The 18,024-nt window shown below is 46.9% G+C and carries 21 protein-coding genes; 6 read left to right on the top strand and 15 right to left on the bottom strand.

The window, feature by feature from the left end:
- Positions 1-9: 9 nt before the first annotated feature.
- Positions 10-2,607 carry a DNA mismatch repair protein MutS gene (gene mutS / locus CIB36_RS06390; RefSeq protein WP_093988689.1) on the bottom strand — a complete coding sequence of 866 codons (2,598 nt, stop codon included), beginning with the start codon at positions 2,605-2,607 and terminating at the stop codon, positions 10-12.
- Between the two features lie 150 nt (positions 2,608-2,757).
- Positions 2,758-3,192, bottom strand: coding sequence for a dUTP diphosphatase (dut, locus tag CIB36_RS06395; protein WP_093988690.1), 435 nt, complete (start codon positions 3,190-3,192; stop codon positions 2,758-2,760).
- Between the two features lie 157 nt (positions 3,193-3,349).
- Between dut and CIB36_RS06400 the strand changes: the two genes are divergently transcribed.
- The 5 genes from CIB36_RS06400 to CIB36_RS06415 all read left to right on the top strand — a co-directional run bounded on the left by CIB36_RS06400 (position 3,350) and on the right by CIB36_RS06415 (position 5,967).
- On the top strand, positions 3,350-3,706 hold the full coding sequence (locus tag CIB36_RS06400) for a GntR family transcriptional regulator (protein WP_093988691.1): 357 nt from the start codon (positions 3,350-3,352) through the stop codon (positions 3,704-3,706).
- Positions 3,707-3,717: 11 nt separating this feature from the next.
- A complete protein-coding gene (locus CIB36_RS06405; RefSeq protein WP_093988692.1) occupies positions 3,718-4,416 on the top strand; it encodes an ABC transporter ATP-binding protein in 699 nt (232 codons plus the stop codon).
- Positions 4,410-5,258: a hypothetical protein gene (locus CIB36_RS06410; RefSeq protein ID WP_093988693.1), complete on the top strand. Its 849-nt coding sequence runs from the start codon at positions 4,410-4,412 to the stop codon at positions 5,256-5,258. The genes CIB36_RS06405 and CIB36_RS06410 overlap by 7 nt, the downstream gene beginning before the upstream one ends.
- Before the next feature lie 21 nt (positions 5,259-5,279).
- The gene (locus CIB36_RS13250) at positions 5,280-5,438 is read left to right on the top strand and encodes a hypothetical protein (protein ID WP_158662602.1); all 159 of its coding nucleotides are present in this window, start codon (positions 5,280-5,282) and stop codon (positions 5,436-5,438) included.
- 61 nt (positions 5,439-5,499) lie between these two features.
- Positions 5,500-5,967, top strand: coding sequence for a hypothetical protein (locus CIB36_RS06415; RefSeq protein WP_093988694.1), 468 nt, complete (start codon positions 5,500-5,502; stop codon positions 5,965-5,967).
- 36 nt (positions 5,968-6,003) lie between these two features.
- On the opposite strand, the gene CIB36_RS06420 is transcribed toward CIB36_RS06415, so the two are convergent.
- The 11 genes from CIB36_RS06420 to CIB36_RS06470 form a co-directional block, all read right to left on the bottom strand.
- The gene (locus CIB36_RS06420) at positions 6,004-6,756 is read right to left on the bottom strand and encodes a hypothetical protein (RefSeq protein ID WP_093988695.1); all 753 of its coding nucleotides are present in this window, start codon (positions 6,754-6,756) and stop codon (positions 6,004-6,006) included.
- 16 nt (positions 6,757-6,772) lie between these two features.
- Positions 6,773-7,033, bottom strand: coding sequence for a hypothetical protein (locus tag CIB36_RS06425; RefSeq protein WP_093988696.1), 261 nt, complete (start codon positions 7,031-7,033; stop codon positions 6,773-6,775).
- Positions 7,034-7,164: 131 nt separating this feature from the next.
- Positions 7,165-7,959: an RnfABCDGE type electron transport complex subunit B gene (locus CIB36_RS06430; protein WP_093988697.1), complete on the bottom strand. Its 795-nt coding sequence runs from the start codon at positions 7,957-7,959 to the stop codon at positions 7,165-7,167.
- 16 nt (positions 7,960-7,975) lie between these two features.
- Complete coding sequence (gene rsxA / locus CIB36_RS06435) at positions 7,976-8,569, bottom strand: electron transport complex subunit RsxA (protein WP_093988698.1); 594 nt, start codon at positions 8,567-8,569, stop codon at positions 7,976-7,978.
- Positions 8,563-9,249 carry an electron transport complex subunit RsxE gene (gene rsxE, locus CIB36_RS06440; protein WP_093988699.1) on the bottom strand — a complete coding sequence of 229 codons (687 nt, stop codon included), beginning with the start codon at positions 9,247-9,249 and terminating at the stop codon, positions 8,563-8,565. Before rsxE ends, rsxA begins: the two co-directional genes overlap by 7 nt.
- Positions 9,246-9,794, bottom strand: a complete 549-nt coding sequence (locus CIB36_RS06445) for an FMN-binding protein (protein ID WP_093988700.1) — start codon at positions 9,792-9,794, stop codon at positions 9,246-9,248. Before CIB36_RS06445 ends, rsxE begins: the two co-directional genes overlap by 4 nt.
- A complete protein-coding gene (locus CIB36_RS06450) occupies positions 9,794-10,720 on the bottom strand; it encodes an RnfABCDGE type electron transport complex subunit D (protein ID WP_093988701.1) in 927 nt (308 codons plus the stop codon). Before CIB36_RS06450 ends, CIB36_RS06445 begins: the two co-directional genes overlap by 1 nt.
- A gap of 27 nt (positions 10,721-10,747) precedes the next feature.
- Positions 10,748-12,064, bottom strand: a complete 1,317-nt coding sequence (gene rsxC, locus CIB36_RS06455; protein ID WP_093988702.1) for an electron transport complex subunit RsxC — start codon at positions 12,062-12,064, stop codon at positions 10,748-10,750.
- 286 nt (positions 12,065-12,350) lie between these two features.
- Complete coding sequence (locus CIB36_RS06460) at positions 12,351-13,622, bottom strand: sodium ion-translocating decarboxylase subunit beta (RefSeq protein ID WP_093988703.1); 1,272 nt, start codon at positions 13,620-13,622, stop codon at positions 12,351-12,353.
- 27 nt (positions 13,623-13,649) lie between these two features.
- Positions 13,650-14,027, bottom strand: a complete 378-nt coding sequence (locus CIB36_RS06465; protein WP_158662603.1) for an OadG family transporter subunit — start codon at positions 14,025-14,027, stop codon at positions 13,650-13,652.
- Between the two features lie 199 nt (positions 14,028-14,226).
- Positions 14,227-15,594 (bottom strand): MATE family efflux transporter, encoded by a 1,368-nt coding sequence (locus CIB36_RS06470; RefSeq protein WP_407657457.1) that lies wholly within the window; start codon positions 15,592-15,594, stop codon positions 14,227-14,229.
- 206 nt (positions 15,595-15,800) lie between these two features.
- Between CIB36_RS06470 and sigG the strand changes: the two genes are divergently transcribed.
- Positions 15,801-16,574, top strand: coding sequence for an RNA polymerase sporulation sigma factor SigG (gene sigG / locus CIB36_RS06475; protein ID WP_093988706.1), 774 nt, complete (start codon positions 15,801-15,803; stop codon positions 16,572-16,574).
- 38 nt (positions 16,575-16,612) lie between these two features.
- On the opposite strand, the gene CIB36_RS06480 is transcribed toward sigG, so the two are convergent.
- Positions 16,613-17,287, bottom strand: coding sequence for an HAD family hydrolase (locus CIB36_RS06480; RefSeq protein ID WP_093989015.1), 675 nt, complete (start codon positions 17,285-17,287; stop codon positions 16,613-16,615).
- Between the two features lie 129 nt (positions 17,288-17,416).
- Positions 17,417-17,950, bottom strand: coding sequence for a GAF domain-containing protein (locus tag CIB36_RS06485; protein WP_093988707.1), 534 nt, complete (start codon positions 17,948-17,950; stop codon positions 17,417-17,419).
- Between the last annotated feature and the right edge of the window lie 74 nt (positions 17,951-18,024).

Raw genomic sequence — 18,024 nt, forward strand, 5'->3', positions numbered from 1 at the left:
TCCTCAAATTTATTTGATCAGTTTCTTCCATTCATATAATAAACTCAATGCTTCCAGCGGTGTTAAGGCATCCACCTGAAGCTGTCTGAGCTTTTCCTCAATTTCGCTGGTGTAATTCATCAGAGTCATCTGGCTGTCCTGCGGGGCGGATTCCCGGATCACCCGCACGACCCCATTTTCCGATTCCAGCTCCTTTAAGATCTCCTTGGCACGCTCTACCACCTTTTCCGGGATCCCGGCAAGCTTTGCCACCTCGATCCCAAAACTGTCGTCAGCGCCGCCCGGTACGATCTTGCGCAGGAAGGTGATGTCATCTCCCCGTTTTTTCACTGAGATATTATAATTTTTCACGCCCTCCAACTCGTCTTCCAAGGAGGTAAGCTCGTGGTAGTGGGTCGCGAATAGTGTTTTACACCGCAGTTTTTTGGCGTTCGTCATGTATTCCACCACAGCTTTGGCAATGCTCATCCCATCAAAAGTAGAGGTCCCCCTCCCGATCTCGTCCAGAATGACAAGGCTGTGGGGGGTCGCGTGCTTCAGGATATGCGCCACCTCGCTCATCTCCACCATAAAGGTAGACTGGCCGGCCGCCAAATCGTCCGACGCGCCGACGCGGGTAAAGATCCGGTCCACAATGCTCAGCTTCGCGCTGGAGGCCGGGACAAAACTGCCGATCTGCGCCATGATCACTAAAATCGCTACCTGACGCATATAGGTGGATTTTCCCGCCATGTTCGGCCCGGTAATGATCGCCATGCGGTGATCCTTTTGGTCCAGATAGGTATCGTTGGGCACAAACACGCTTCCGTCCAGCATTTGCTCTACCACCGGATGCCGCCCGTTTTTGATCTCTAGGCTCCCGTCCGGCACGATCTGCGGGCAAACATAGTTGTTTTGTGCCGCCACGAACGCCAGCGAGCACAAAAAGTCCAGCTTGGAAACCGCGATCGCGGTCCGCTGGATCCCGTCCAGCCGAGAGGCGATATATTTTCGCACCTCATGGAAAATTTCATTTTCCAACGCCAATATCTTTTCACTGGCTGTCAAAACCTTGGTTTCCAGCTCTTTCAGTTCCTGCGTGATGTACCGCTCGCAGTTTGTTAGGGTCTGCTTGCGGATATAAGTATCAGGCACCATGTCAAGGTTGGAGTTTGTCACCTCGATGTAATAGCCGAATACCTTGTTGTATTTGACCTTCAATCCCTTGATCCCAGTCTTTTCCCGCTCCGATTCCTCTATTCCCTTGATGATCTCCTTCGCGTTGGTACAAAGACTGCGGTATTCGTCCAAATCAGAGTTAAAGCCAGGCTTAATGTATCCCCCATCCTTTAAGTTGAACGGAGGTTCCTCCACGATCGAATTGTCCACTAGGTTCGCAATATCCTCCATCAGGTCGATCTGCTCGTGGATGTCTTTGAGCATTTCACACTGGAACGAGGCGGTCAGCTCCTTGATCGCAGGGAGCCTGCCCGCGGTCGCGGCCAGAGAGCGCAGCTCCCTTGGATTTGCCGAACCGTAAACCACCCGGGTCATCAGCCGTTCCAGATCGTATACCCCGGAAAGCTGATCCTGCAGATCACTGCGCAGGATATCCTCTTCAAACAATTCCTTAACGGCGTTTTGGCGGCGGGTGATCTCCGCCAAATTGATCAGCGGCTGCTCCAAAGATTTCCGCATCAGGCGTTTCCCCATTGCGGTCTTTGTTTTGTCCAGCACCCACAGCAATGTCCCACGCTTTTCCTTAGTGCGGATCGTTTCCGTGATCTCCAGATTCCGGCGGGCGGTGATGTCAATATTCATATACTGCGTTTCGTTGTAAAAGTGAATTTGTGATAACCGCTTTGCCCCATCATGCTGGGTTTGGTTCAGGTATTGAATCAATCCCCCAAGTGCCAGAACAGCCAGCCCGTTTTCGGCAAGCCCCAGCTCCTCCGGGCCGGAAACCGCAAAGTGCTGTTTTACCACCGATTCCGATTCAGAAAGGTCGATCCCTTCCCTTTCGTAAAAGCTGCACACCGCATGCAGGCGGTTGGAAAGGAAATCCTTGATCTCCTTTGCCTTTAAAAAACTTTCATGGCACAGTACTTCAGACGGCATAAACTTGGATAGTTCATTCAGCATATCGTTGTTCAGGTTGGTGCTGATCTGCTCGGTCAGATATACTTCCCCCGTGGAAATATCCGCAAAGCAAACCGCAAAGGCCTTTCCCTTTACATAGAAGCTGGCAATATAATTGTTCTTGGAATCCTCCAGCATGTCCCCTTCAATCAAGGTGCCCGGGGTAATGACCCGGATGACATCCCGCTTCACCAGTCCTTTTGCCTGCGCGGGGTCTTCTGTCTGCTCACAGATCGCTACTTTATACCCCCTGTCGATCAGCCGTTTGATATAAGTTTCCGCGGCATGGTACGGGATCCCGCACATGGGCGCCCGCTCCGGCAGTCCGCAATCCTTCCCGGTCAGGGTCAGCTCCAGTTCTTTCGAGATATTTACCGCGTCGTCAAAAAACATTTCATAAAAATCGCCCAGCCGGAAAAAAAGCACATGGTCTTTGTGCGCCGCCTTGATATTTAAGTATTGTTGCATCATCGGGGAAAGTTTCGACATGTTTTTACGCCTTCCGTTCTTTTGAAATTCACTCAACATATAGTGCCAATATTTTATTTATTCTACCATATTTTGCTCTTTTTTTCAAGCAGATCCTTGCTTTCAAACAATGCGAAAACGCCTTTCCCCCGTGACAGGGAAAGGCGTTTTCTATTTTCCGGTCGAGCCAAATCCGCCCTCGCCCCGCTGGGTCTGGGTCAATTCCTCTGCCTCTTCAAAAGTAACTTCTAAAAAAGGCGTCACTACCAGCTGCGCGATCCGCTCATTTGGTTCTACAGTAGCTGCTTCCTTACTATGATTATGTAGGAAAATCAAATATTCTCCCCGGTAATCGCTGTCGCATACCCCTACCTTATTGGCGGGGGCAAGTCCCTTTTTGGTAGCCAGCCCGCTTCTGGCATACACCAATCCCGCGTACCCTTTCGGGATCTCAATTGACAGGCCGGTAGTGATTTTCGCCGTTTCCCCCGGCAGGATCGTAACAGGCCTTTCCAAACAGGCGTATAGATCATACCCCGCCGCCAGTTCGCTTCCGCGGGTTGGAACCGTTGCATTGGGGTTTAATTTTTTTAATCGGATCTGCATCAATATCCTTCCTTTCTTTGCGATACTTTATGATACAATGAAATCAAAAAAATTGCAAGGCAAAAATTTTTAAAAACTACTTGACAAAATTTTATTCCGATTGTATCATTGTATTATTCCAGTAGTACAATAATACAATCGGAAGGAGGAAAACAGATTGCAATGGGAATTTCGAGATGACAGGCCGATCTACACCCAACTGATCGAACAAATCCAGCTAAGGATCGTTTCCGGGATGTACCCGTCCGGCTCTAAGCTGCCGTCTGTACGGGACCTTGCTTCTGAAGCCTCTGTCAACCCAAATACAATGCAGAAGGCTTTGGCAGAACTGGAGCGGTTGGAGCTGGTTTATTCTCAGCGTACTTCAGGACGCTTTATTACCGAAAACCAGCAGCGTATCTCCCAAATCAAGGAACAGCTAGCCGATGAAAAAACCGAAACCTTTTTCCTGCAAATGCAGCAATTAGGTTATTCTAAATCGGAAACGATCGAACGTATCACACGATCAAACTAGGAGGTTTGAGTATGGAAAATATTTTAGAATGCAGGGGCGTTTCAAAAATTTATACCCAGTTCCCTGCGTTAAACTTTACAAACTTAACGGTAAAGCGGGGACGGATCGTTGGCCTGCTTGGTCCAAACGGAAGCGGGAAAACCACCCTGATCAAAATGATCAGCGGGATCCTCACCCCGTCCTCCGGCAGCATTTCTATCAACGGCATCCCTGTTGGAGCACAAACAAAAAACATGGTTTCCTATCTTCCGGAGCGCACCTATTTGAACGACTGGATGAAGGTGCGGGACATCATCGACTTTTTCTCTGATTTTTATACTAATTTCAATAAGGAAAAAGCCTATGATATGCTCAAACGCCTGCAAATCAATGACGGCGACCGCTTAAAAACCATGTCGAAAGGAACTAAGGAAAAGGTCCAGCTTGTCCTGGTGATGAGCCGTGAAACAGACCTTTATCTGCTGGATGAACCAATCGGCGGCGTTGACCCTGCCGCAAGGGATTATATCCTTGACACGATCATCAGCAATTACAGTGAAAATTCAACGGTCATCATTTCTACCCACCTGATCTATGATATTGAAAAAATTCTGGATGATATTATCTTTATCAATCAGGGCAACCTGTTCCTGGCGGCTTCTACCGACGAGATCCGGGAACAGCATGGAAAATCTATTGACGCTTATTTCCGGGAGGTATTCAGATGTTAGTAAAATTGATGAAATATGAGTTTAAGGCGACAGCCCGGATGTTTTTGCCGATGTATCTCATTATCCTGGCGCTTGCTTTGATCAATCGCTTGTTCATGGAATTAAACGGGTACAGCACCTCCTTTCGGATCTTTCCCGAAAATGATATGATCCAAAGCATTCTTTCCATCCTGACAGGCGCAACCATGACGATCTACATTTTAGGATTGATTGCCATGTTTTTCATTTCGTTCATCATCTTTGTGTACCGCTTTTATAAAAACCTGATGTGCGATGAAGGTTATCTGATGATGACCCTGCCGGTAAAACCTTCCCAGCACATTTGGGCAAAACTGCACACCTCCATGATCTGGTCGGTCGCGACTATCCTTGTATTCATTTTGTCCCTGTTCATTTTACTGCTCAATGGCGACGGGATCCAATGGATGGTTCAAAACCTCCCGTTCCTGTTTCATAATCTGATCAAAGGCTTCTTTGAAACAGAGCTTATCACCCAGTTCCACTTGGTATTCTTTATCATTGAGTTTATCGTGCTGCTGGTTGTCAGCAATTACTCAGGCATTGTTTTTTACTATGCCTGCCTAGCGCTCGGGCACCGTTTAAGCAAAAAGCATAAGATCCTTTACGCGATCGGCGCATATCTGGTGATCTCCTTTGTCATGCAGATCGTGGCTTTGATTCTGATGATGTTTGCAGGCATCTTCTTAGAATCGATCGTTCTTTCGCCAACTGCCTTAGGGCATCTGATCATGATCGGATCTATCATTCTAAGCGCCGCGGAATTTGTACTGTTCTTCTTTATCACTCACAGTACCTTATCCAAACACCTGAATCTGGAGTAACCTTTTTACAAGGAGGAACTGATGAAAAAATTTATTTTCATTTCCTGCTCAATGGCTTTGTTGCTTTCCTGTTTCACAGGCTGTTACTGGGAAAACCGCCTCGAGCAAGAAGCGGAACGAGTGGCAAAATCCTCCTTTATCTCTTGGGCTGTCAAAGAATGCCTGACAAGGCTGGAATAAACAAGCTATAACAGCGCTTTTGCTCAAGATATGAATTCTAAGGAAGGAATTGTGAAAGAGTATGAAAAAGATAACAGCTGCCCTATTGGCAGGGATCATGACCCTTTCCCTGTTAGCAGGATGTGAATTTACCGATCAGCTTGCAGAAAGGGCAGCAGATATGAAAGCAATTACTACAGAAATGCGAAAATCACAGGAGGTCCAGGTGATCCGGGAAGAGGACAAAACAGTGATCGCGACCCTGAACACCCAAGAAGAGATCTCACAGCTTTTTGAGGAAATGAATCTAGCTGTAAACTGGAAGCTGGTCCAAAACCCAAAAAGTGAAACTGTTTCCTACCGCTGCGTCCTTTCTCAAGACGATACCCAGCGCTTTGGTGAAGACAAAAGCGACGTAGAACAAAGTGAAATCATGGAAATGGTTTTTTATCAAGATGTTCCCTACATTACCCTGATTTTGGGGAATGTATCCCTCCACTTCCAGATGGACAAAAATATTGATCCATTTTTTGAAAGTCTGGAATCATAATAAAACCAGCCGCGGGCATGCCCGCGGCTGGTTTTATTATGATTCATTCCGAAAGCTTGACAGGATCGCTAATATTTCCTGCTTTTCTGACGCGGATATTTCTCCTTCCGGCATATTACAGGTAAAGGAAAGATAGCCGCTGTACCAAAAGCTAAATTCCCCTTCAAACGGTCCTCTGACATTGTCATCTGTCCCGGTCCATGATTCCGGCAAAACAGCATAGGACACTGCGCCGTCAATATCCGAAAAATCAGAATCTGTCTGCATATCCAATTCCCCGGTCACTTTCAGCTGTGCCACCATAAACTTCCCCAAATCGCTGTGGTCTGTCCCCTGTACATAGGAGGGCACAAACTGGGAATCCCCGATTTTTGAAACCTCTACCCGTGTCATTGTCGCATTGCTGGTTCCAAAATTAAAATCCTTCGGATAGCCAAAATAACGGAACTTTATTTCCGCCCCATGATCATTGGCTAAGGTCACAGACTCTGTATTCGTTGTTACCTCTTCCTGTGAAATGGTCCAGTTATCCGAATAATCAAATAAAAAGTGAGGATAAGTGACTGCATTTACATCGGAAAATTTTGTGGTATAAGTATGATTTAGCTTTACAGGCTGTACCTCTTCCATGCTTTCTTCCGCTCCGCTGACCGCGGTGGATTGCTCAGAAACAGATATTTCCGCCTTGCTGTTCTCTGTTTTGGTTTCTTTGCCACACGCTGTACAGCTTACTGCCAGCAGACCAGCCAGCAAGAATAATAACAAATTTTTCTTTTGATACTTCCCCATGTAAGAGATACCTTTCTTATTTTTTCCTTCTATGCCTTGTAAACAGCAGTGTTGCGATCAAGGTCACGATCCCAACAACAGTGATACAAATCAAACTCCAAAGGCTCTCATCTGCCATCGGCCCGGTCAGGTAAACAGCAGTCGGCCCATCCGTTCCGCCAATTACCGCAACAGAATCCCCGTCAGCCGCCTCAAAATAACGAGCCATACCGGAAATACCGCCAAATGTCAGAATCACTCCTAAAAAGCAAAAAATCACTGTAAAAACCTTTTTCATTTCTTCTAAAAGCCTCTTCTCTGTGTTTTGTTTTTAGTCCCGTATCGTTTATTATAGCACGTTTCAAAAATAAAGCTAGCCCTGCTATGTAAAAACGCTGCAAAATTTTTTCTTTTGCAGCGTTTTTTCTTTTAGATATCTTTTACAAGGATGCACTTCACCGGACAAACCGCCGCGCATTCCCCGCAGTTGGTACATTTATCATAGTCGATACGGGCGCGGTTGCGTTCTACATGGATCGCGTCAAACTGGCAGGTCTTTTCACATTTTTTACAGCCGATACACCCGGCGGTACAGGCGTTTCGGGTGTATTTTCCGGGGTCGCAGTTAAAGCATTTTACCACGACCTTCTGCGCTTTCTTGTGGATCCCAATGATCCCCTTGGGGCATATGTTGGCGCACATTCCGCAGCCAACGCAAAGCGACTCGTTGATATGCGCCCTTCCGTCTACAATGCTGATCGCGCCATATTGGCAAACGTTCATACAATCGCCGAATCCCAAACAGCCGTAATTACACTTTCCCTTTCCGCTATAATACAGGTTGCAGGCACTGCACGAATAGATCCCGTCATATTCAAAAATATCTTCTGTCGTTTCGCTCGTGCCTTTGCAGTATACCTCTGCCACCATTGGTTCCACTGCTTCAAAGCTTTTACCAAGGATCTCACTGATCGCGCGGGAGGTCTCTTCTCCGCCCGGCAGGCAAAGGTTTGTTTTTAAGCTGTCATCCTCCACCAGCTTTGCCGCATAACCGTCGCACCCGGAAAAGCCGCATGCCCCGCAGTTGGCTCCCGGAAGCGCCTCCCGGATCTTTTCTACTCGTTCATCAGTTTTCACTGCAAACACTTTTGAAAAGATCGACAGCAGCAGTCCGGCGAAAATACCAAGCCCCGCAAAGATAAGGGCAGGAATTAAAATCTGCATGATCACATTTCCCTCCTTATCCAAAAATACCGGTTACTAAACCATTAAAGCCCATGAACGATACCGCCACGATGCTGGCGGCAACCAAGGTGATCGGCACCCCTTTAAACGCCTGAGGCACATCCGCCGCTTCTACCCGTTCCCGGACACCTGCAAACAAAATCAGCGCCAAGGTAAAGCCTAAACCGGCACCCAAGGAATTTACCATAGAGGACAGGAAATTATATTCGTTTTCCACGTTTAACAGCGTGACACCCAGCACCGCACAGTTGGTGGTGATCAATGGCAGGTAAACGCCCAAGGCATTATACAAAGGCTTGATATACCGTTTCAAAATGATTTCCACCAGCTGAACAAACAAGGCAATTACCAAAATGAACGCCATGGTGTTCAGATATTCCAAGTGATAAGGAACTAACAGGTATTCATAGATCGGATAAGTCATAGCCGAGGCCATCAGCATGACAAAAATCACGGCGCCGCCCATCCCGACAGCGGAATCCATCTTTTTGGAAACTCCCAGGAACGGACAGATCCCCATGAATTTACTCAACACAAAGTTGTCGACCAAAATTGCGCTGAACAAAATGACTAGCATTTCTTTTAACATGCGTCACAGCCCCCTTCCTGTTTCGTGCATTCTGCTTTATGCGGACAGCCTTCACAACCGATTTTTTCCTTTGGCTTGCGGTTTTTGGCGCGCATAATCAGATTGACGACCGCGATCACAACACCAAACACAAAGAACCCGCCGGCAGGCGTAATAAAGAAGAGCATTGGTTCCGGCCAAAAACCAAGCAGATCCTCAAACGAGATTCCAAGCCAGGAGCCAAATCCCAAAATCTCACGGCAGGAGCCGATAACGAACAAGGCCAATGTAAAGCCAAGACCCATTCCCAAACCATCTAAAGCAGAAGCCCCGACCTTATTTTTGCTAGCGAACATCTCCGCACGCCCTAAAATAATGCAGTTTACAACGATCAAGGATAAAAAGATCCCCAGCGAATCGTAAAGATCCGGGATATATGCCTGCAAAATAAAGCTGACAAAGGTAACAAACCCCGCGATCACAACAATAAAGCAGGGCAGGCGTACCTCCTTGGGAATCACCCGCTTCAGCATGGAAATAACAATGTTGGAACAGACCAAAACAAAGGTGGTCGCCAGTCCCATCCCTACGCCGGTAGAGGCAAGCGTGGTGGTCGCCAGTGTCGGACAGGTGCCAAGCAGCATGACCAATACCGGGTTTTCTTCTAAAATGCCCTTGCTGAACGTTTTAAAGTTGCTCATGCCAGCACCTCCCCTTTCACAGCTTCAAATTGCTCCATCGCAAAATTCACGCCGGCTTTTAAAGCAGTAGACGAAATCGTCGCACCAGTAATGGTGTCTACCCCATCTGCTGAGCCGCTGACGCCGGTATAATTTTTCAGGTATTCCGCGTCTTCGATCCGCGTACCAAGTCCTGGGGTTTCCGGACAGGACACGATCACGATCCCAGTGACAGCCCCCTCCTTGTCAAACCCAATCAAAGCCTCTATCGGGGAGCTTTTCCCGGCATATCCCACTGTTTGGATATGCAAGGCAACACCGGTTTTTCCTTCGTCCTGATACACGCCAAGCAAATCCGCTTCACCAGATTGATAATCTGCCTTAATAAGCTTTTGCGCATCCGGGATCACCGTAGAGGCATATTCCACACATTCCTCGTCGCTCAACCCCGGCTGGATATTTCCAACCCCAGTCGCATTATAAGTAACAGCCAGCAAAACAGCTACCAAAACCGCAATGACTGTCAGTGCAAGGGTCGGAACGAGAATCTCTTTTGCTTTTCCCATTATTCCTCCGCCCCTTTCTTTTTTTTCTGGGTCCCAAAAGCCTTTGCCTTTGTCACACGGTCGATCAGCGGGGTCAGCAGGTTCATAAACAAAATCGAGAAAGAAACCCCTTCCGGATAAGAACCGTACAGCCGGATCGCGATCGTCATCAAGCCGCATCCCAAAGCAAAGATAAATTTCCCCTTGGTCGTGATCGGGGTCGTTGCATAGTCGGTCGCCATAAAGATAGCGCCCAGCATAAGCCCCCCCGCAAACAACTGGTTTACCGGGTCAGACCCCAGCAGCCAGGACAAAACAAATACCGTTCCCAAATAGGTCAACGGAATCACTGGGCTGATCACTCTTCTAAGCACCAGATAGATCCCACCTAATAACAGGGCCAGCGCGCTGGTTTCACCCAAGCAGCCCGGCACATTGCCAAGGAACAGCGCCATTGTATCAGCGTGTTCAATGTCCAAAAGCGGGGTCGCGGAAGAAATGGTATCAATATCAAACGGGTTTGCCCAGGTCGTCATATGTACCGCAAAGGAGGCGAACAACACGATCCTTGCCGTTAAAGCCGGATTGGCAAAGTTCTGCCCGATCCCGCCAAACATCTGCTTCACCACAACGATGGCAATAAAAGAACCGATCACAGCGATCCACAGCGGGATCGTCACCGGCAGGTTGTATGCCAGCAAGATCCCTGTGACTACCGCGCTCAGGTCAGAAATGGTGGCATCCCGTTTCATCACCCGGCGGATCAAATACTCAAACAATACACAGGAAGCCACGCAAACCGCTGTAACTACCAGCGCGCGGATCCCAAAAACTACGACTGCCGCTACCAGCGCCGGCATCAGTGCAATAATTACGTCCCTCATAATCGTGCTTGTTTTGTGGTTACTGGTAATATGAGGGGATGGTGTTACAATAAAATTTCCCATAGACTCTCCTTCTCTCTATCAGCAGCCTTACGATTTGACAGCGCTTTTTCTTGCAAAGGTTTTTGCCAGCTGGTTTTTCTGGGCAAGCTGCCGCTTGGCCGGACAGGTATAGCTGCAGCATCCGCAGTTGATGCACAAATTGATATGCAAAGCGTTTAACGCCTCGGCGTCTTTCCGGTCATATGCCTTTTCCAGCATGGTAGGCATCAAATTCATAGGACATACCGATACGCACTTTCCGCAGCGGATGCAGGCGGTCGTCTGCTTCCCAAGAATATCGTTATGGGAAAAGGCCAGAATCGCATTGTTGTTTTTGATGACCGGCGTATCCACCGAATTGACCGGTGTCCCCATCATAGGGCCGCCCATCAAAAGCTTTTTACAACCAAGGTCACCGTCGCAGTATTCCAGCACGCATCGGATCGGCGTCCCGATCGGCACGACCAGGTTCTGTGGACGATTCACACAATCCCCGTCTACTGTAATACGCTTCGATACCAGCGGCATCCCGGTTTCTAAATAATTTCCGATAAATCCTACAGAGGATACGTTCATCACGATCACACCGCAGTCGGCAGGCAATTTTCCGTCTTTCACCACGATCCCCGCCGCAGCATAGATGATAGATTTTTCCGCCCCCTGAGGATAAAGCTGTTTCAGCTGCACCACATGAAAATCCGGATCGCTTTCTGTCTTTTCATCTAAAAGCTTTAATGCCTCCGGCTTGTTGGCTTCGATCCCGAAATAAACGGACTTGATATTCAGGTATTTTTTTACCGCCCGGATCCCTGCCAAAACAGCGTCAGTATTTTCCATGCATTCCCGGAAGTCCGCTGTAATATAAGGCTCGCATTCCGCGGCGTTAATTACCAATGTGTCGATCCGTTCCGGATTTTTATAAGCCAGTTTGACGTGAACGGGAAAACCCGCGCCGCCAAGGCCCACCAGGCCCGATTCCCGGACTGCGTGGATAAAGTCCTCTTTATCGCTGATAAATGGTTTTTTTACTGATTCGCTGACTGTATATTCCCCGTCATTTTTAATAACAACAGCCTTGGTCTGCGCACCGGTCACAGTCCAAAAATCCTCAACACGAACCACGGTGCCAGAACAGCTTGCATGGATTGGCGCAGAAAAGAACTCTTGGCTGTCGCCGATTTTGTCCCCCAACTTGACCAAATCCCCTGCTTTTACTGTTGGCTGGCAAGGTGCACCCATATGCTGCTGCATTGGAATGACAACCTCCCCGACATCACGGAACAATACAGATTCGCAGTGCTCCGTATTTTTATGATGCGGTACATGGACACCCTTTAAGGATCGTCTGCTTTTGATAATCGCCATAAATTCTTACCATGCCCTTCCCTGTGATTTCTTGCCAAATTCTTGGTATCTCTCTCAAGAACAAATCCTATCCAGAAAGAGGATACCATACCAGAACATTTTAACATTTTACCAGCTTAAAATCAAGATTCCATAAATTTTGTGTGCAAATACTACAGAATATTCTTCAAAGATTATTCATATTCACAAAATTATTTGCTGATATTCCCTCTTTGTACCCTAAAATGAAATTTCTGATAAAAATAAAAAAGGACAGGCATCATACCTGTCCTTTTTTCATTCAAGTTTAACCGAAAATACTAATGAGTACGCCAGCTGCAACACCGGAACCAATAACGCCAGCAACATTTGGACCCATTGCATGCATCAACAGGAAGTTGGTTGGTTTTTCAGCAGCACCAACCTTCTGGGATACACGAGCAGCCATTGGGACCGCGGAAACACCAGCAGAACCGATCAGCGGGTTTACCTTGCCCTTGGTGAAGACATACATCAGTTTTCCAAACAGAACGCCGCCTGCTGTACCAACGCAGAATGCAAACAGACCTAAGAAGATGATCGCAATAGTCTGCGGGTTCAGGAACTTTTCAGCGCTTGCAGTCGCACCAACGGTAACACCCAAGAAAATGGTAACAATGTTCATTAGCTCGTTCTGTGCAGTCTTGACCAGACGGTCAACCACGCCGCTTTCTTTAAACAGGTTCCCCAGCATCAGCATACCGATCAGCGGAGTTGCAGAAGGAACTAAGCAGCAAACGACCAAAGTAACGATGATCGGGAAAATGATCTTTTCGGTTTTGGAAACCGGACGAAGCTGTTCCATCACGACCATACGCTCTTTCTTGCTGGTCAATGCCTTCATAATCGGAGGCTGGATAACCGGCACCAACGCCATGTAAGAATACGCGGCAACCGCAATCGGCCCCAGTAATTCTGGCGCCAGCTTACCAGTCGTATAAATCGCAGTCGGGCCGTCAGCACCACCAATAATAGCGATAGAAGCAGCCTGTTCCGGAGTAAAGGTAAGGCCCGGAATATTTAATGCAGAAATTGCCAAAGCTCCTAAAAATGTTACGAAAATACCAAGCTGGGCGGCAGCACCTAAAATAAAGGATTTCGGGTTTGCGATCAGCGGACCAAAATCGGTCATGCAACCAATGCCCAAGAAGATCAGCGGCGGATAGATCCCCAGTTTTACACCCTGATACAGGTAATAAAGCAGACCGCCGTTCACCTGTTTTTCAAGGTTCTGATATACAGTAAAGGTTTCTGAACCGGTATTTACTAAAAGCTCAGGGAAATGCCCCGCCCCGTTTTGCATCGGTTCAAATACCATTTTCGGATAATCCATTACCCCGCCAAGCGGAATATTTACGAGCAGCATACCGAAAGCGATCGGCAGCAGCAGTAATGGCTCGTACTGCTTCACGATAGCCAGATACATCAGAATACATGCGATCCCAATCATGATGAGGCTTTTCCAGCCGTCACCCTGAAAGAATGCAGCGAATCCTGAATCAGCCAGCATATCGCCCATACTTTTCAAAAATAAATCCATTGTTTTTCTCCCCTTGTGTTGTTTTCCTTAGAATGGACGGGTATTTTCTAACAAACCAGCCATATTCCACACATTCCGAGAATTCCCGGCACGCTGAATACTTTTTACCCGAAACGGCTTTGTAACGCCGTTTTCCGTCATGACACAGGCGATCGCAGCAGTGATAGCAGCCACAACCTCATCAGTTAAGCCGTCTTCCGCTTCCATTGCCACAGTATCGGCCGGTACAGGAGATCCGGTCACTTTAGGCTGGTCGTTTCCCGTGCTATTGCTGTTTTTTTTTGTGTCTAAACTTGAGAAGATCTTGCCAACGATCGAAACAATAATGATCAGTACGACCAATGCAATGAAAACAACCACAATACCGGTAATTGCAACGTTGAAAAACTCTGCCCAACTACTCATACATTCCATCTCCTTTACTTCTTAATCTTCTGAACATGAATTGTTCAAAATTTCTTCTTATACATTATAACTGAAATGCTTGTCAAATGCAATCCAAAATATCCATTTTTTACAAAGCTCATACCAAATTTGGTTATTTTCTTAACAAAGTTTTAATAGAAGCCCTATATTCTAATAATTTTGCACAAAATCATTCCGTTTATTCAGCGCTCGTTTCTTCCTGTTTGTGCAGATGCTTCTTACAAAACAAAGCAAAGCAGATCGCCGTACTGGTAGCTGCTAAAATATCTGCCACAGGCTGTGCGTAAAATACTCCGTTGACCCCCATAAATAATGGGAAAATAAGAGCTAGCGGGATCAGTAAGATCACCTTTCTGAGCAGTGCCAAAAAAACTGATATTTTCGCTTGACCCAAGGCAAGAAAGCTTTGCTGGCAAGAGTTCTGCACCCCCATAGCAAAGATCATCCCCATTTGAATGCGCAGTGCAGGGACTGCCGTGCTGACAAGCTGAGGGTCACTGTTAAAAATTCGGATAAATATCTGCGGAATCAGCATACAGGAAAGCCACAGAATAGTTGCATAAATCACGCATACCCGGATCAGTAAACGGTATCCCTGACGGACACGTCCCAGCTGCCCCGCCCCATAGTTATAGCTGATGATAGGCTGTGCCCCCTGCGCCAATCCCATCAGCGGCATCATCGTGATCTGGGAAACACTGGATATGATCGTCATAGCGCCTACATAATAATCGTTCCCGTAACGCTGGAGCTGGCTATTGAGTACTATCATCACAAGGCTTTCCGTAGACTGCATTATAAACGGTGAGATCCCAAGCGCCACCACAGAAAGCAAGACTTTCCACTCAAATTGGAATGTTTTCCGCCTTAATTTTACCGTAGCTTTTTTCCCGAATAGGAATAACAAAACCCACGCTGCCGATATTCCCTGGGAAATGACTGTAGCGATCGCCGCGCCCCGCACTCCCAGCTGGAACACAAAGATAAAGATCGGATCTAAAACAATGTTGGCCGCCGCCCCGATCAAAACTGTCAGCATCCCCATCTTGGAAAATCCCTGCGCGGTGATAAAGCTATTCAGCCCCAATGATATCATAACAAAAACACTGCCCAGCAGATAGATCGAGATATACTCATCCGCATAGGAAATGGTATCGCCGCTTGCGCCAAAGGCAAACAAAAAAGGGCGTTTCCAGATCATAAATACTGCCGTCAAAACAACTGCCAGCACGATAAGAGCCGCCATACAGGTCGATAAAATCTTCTGCGCCCGTACCATATTTTTTTCGCCCAGGCTCATAGACATCAGCGGCGCTCCGCCCATCCCGATCATTGCAGCAAAGGCGGAGATCAGCGTAATGATGGGAAATGTCAGCCCGACCCCGGTCAATGCCAGATGTCCGATTCCCTGCATATTTCCAATGTAGATTCTGTCCACAATATTATAAAGCACATTGATCAGCTGCGCCAAAATCGCCGGTGCAGCTAAACGCAGCAATAATTTTTTGATCGGTAACGTTCCCAAGTCATTTGTCTGTGCTGCCAAAATGTCCAACTCCATTCGTTTTTACACAAAATAAAAATATTCTTCCCTTAATGGAGAAGAATATTTTCTCTAAATTTATTATAAGCTATTCCGTTTTTTTCGTCAAGGTAAATTACAAAAGAGCCGTTATTTTTTTCCAGTTGTTTGCCGCGCAGTTTTCCTGCTCATACTTTTGGTGTAGTTCATTTGAAAGGTGTGCTAAAAACATGTGGGCAAACAAAGTTGAGATCAGCGGGATCAATACCTCAAAATTGACCGTTCTAAAAGAAAAGGAACGAATTGAATATTTGAAAAAAATGCATGAAGGAGATCCAACTGCCCGTGAAAAGCTGATCAGCGGAAACCTAAAATTAGTCTTAAGCGTGATCCAGCGTTTTACCAACCGCGGCGAAAGCTTAGACGACCTGTTTCAGGTTGGGTGTATCGGGCTGATCAAGGCAATCGACAATTTTGATATTAACTTTAACGTCCGTTTTTCCACCTATTGCGTCCCCATGATCATCGGGGAGATCCGTCGCTTTCTCCGGGACAATTCTAATTCTGTCCGGGTCAGCCGCTCCTTAAAAGATACCGCCTACCGCGCCATGCAAGCCAAAGAAAAATTGATCCGGGAATTAAACCGTGAACCCTCGATCGAAGAGATCTCCAAGGAACTCCAGATGGAGAAAGCCGATGTAGTCATTGCGTTAGAAGCAATCGTCGATCCTGTTTCCCTGTACGAACCAGTCTATTCCGACGGCGGGGACACCATCTATGTCATGGACCAGCTTGGGGACAAAAATGATGAAACTGACTGGCTGGGGGAAATCCTATTAAAAGAAGCCCTTACCAGCCTGAACGACCGGGAAAAAACGATCCTGACCCTGCGATTTTTTCAAGGGAAAACACAGGTGGAGGTGGCGCAGGAAATTGGGATCAGCCAGGCGCAGGTCAGCCGGTTGGAAAAAGGCGCGCTGGACCGAATCAAAGATCATTTGTAACCGATTTACCTATCAAGGTACTATACTTGTCAGAGGCTTTATTGACCGCTTTCCTTTGGAACAGGCGCCAAGCGAAAATCTTTCAAATACCCATCCGCGATCTCGATGATCCGCTCTTTCTGTTCCAGCGAATAAAAGTCCTCTACTCCATAAACGATCATTCCCGCCATCTTTGCGCTCCTTATCCCAGGATAAACATCCTCAAACATGATGCATTCTTCCGGCGCAAGGGAAAGCTTATCCGCCGTATAAAAATACAGGTCCGGATATTCCTTTCCCCGCTCTACTTCGTCGGCAGAGCAGAACAGGTCAAACAGGTCCCAAATTTGATTATTTTTTAAAACCGCTTCCATCAAAGCATGGGAAAGCCCAGTCGCAACTGCCAACCTGATCCCCTGTTCCTTTAAAAAGGTGAGGTACTCCTTAGCATAGGGTTTCAATTTTACCTGTTCGCTATATTGCTGATATGCCAGCTCTCCCCATTCTTCGATGATGTCCTCCGCGCGTTCCTGAAGGCCAAAACGCGCAATGGTATAATCCGCAGCTTCCTGAAAACTTCGGGCACACACTGCTTCGATATAATCATCCGGAACAGGGATCCCCCGTTTTGTTAAAAATTCCTGATCGATCCACTCCCATACATACATGGAATCCAAAATCGTCCCATCCAAATCAAAAATTGCTGCCTTAAAATTTTCTTCTTTTCTTTGCATAAATTCCTCCTGAAGTAAAAAAGCGCCTGCGGAAAACTCCACAAACGCTTTTATCAACAATATCTTATCATTTTCATAGGCTTTCCAAACAAAATTCATCATACCATAAAAAAGTCTGTCTGTAAAGATTTACAGGCTATGGATCCTTTCGCGCAACAGGATCGCTACCGTTTGCAGCAGTTCTATTTCCCGCGCCAGCCAATGACGGGTATGGTGGCAGTCGTGCAGCCCGATCCAGCCGAATGCTTCCCCATTTTTGATAAAGAGGTACTCGATTCCCGCTTTTACCCCGTAAGTGTCATAAAATTTCTTCGCGTTTTCGTCATCAAGCTTTGAAACGTCATCGCACCGGCAGATCTCCCGTTCCTGAAACGTGTGCAAAACATCTTTTCGGTTGATCAAGTCGGAAAAATTCAGTGCCGGCGTATCTTCCACATGCCATTGCAGCGCAGTTTCAATTTTAGTTCCATCCGGTGTAAACAAACTGATATATACACGGTCTACCCGGTACAGTTCCCCTACCCTTTTCAAAATTTGCAGAATCGCTGTCTGCGGATCAGGGTTATCCCGGAATAATCCCACCATTTCGGAAACAAAACTCATTACAGACCAGTTAAACTCTTGGTATTCTATTAAATCGTCATTTGAAGTGCATTGCTGCATTGTTTTCTCCCTTTCATTGTCAATTTTCTTTTATTTTACAAAAATATACCTATAAAGTCAACAAAATGTTTAAT

This window comes from Massiliimalia timonensis (genome assembly GCF_900186585.1).
GTDB classification, from domain to species: domain Bacteria; phylum Bacillota; class Clostridia; order Oscillospirales; family Ruminococcaceae; genus Massiliimalia; species Massiliimalia timonensis.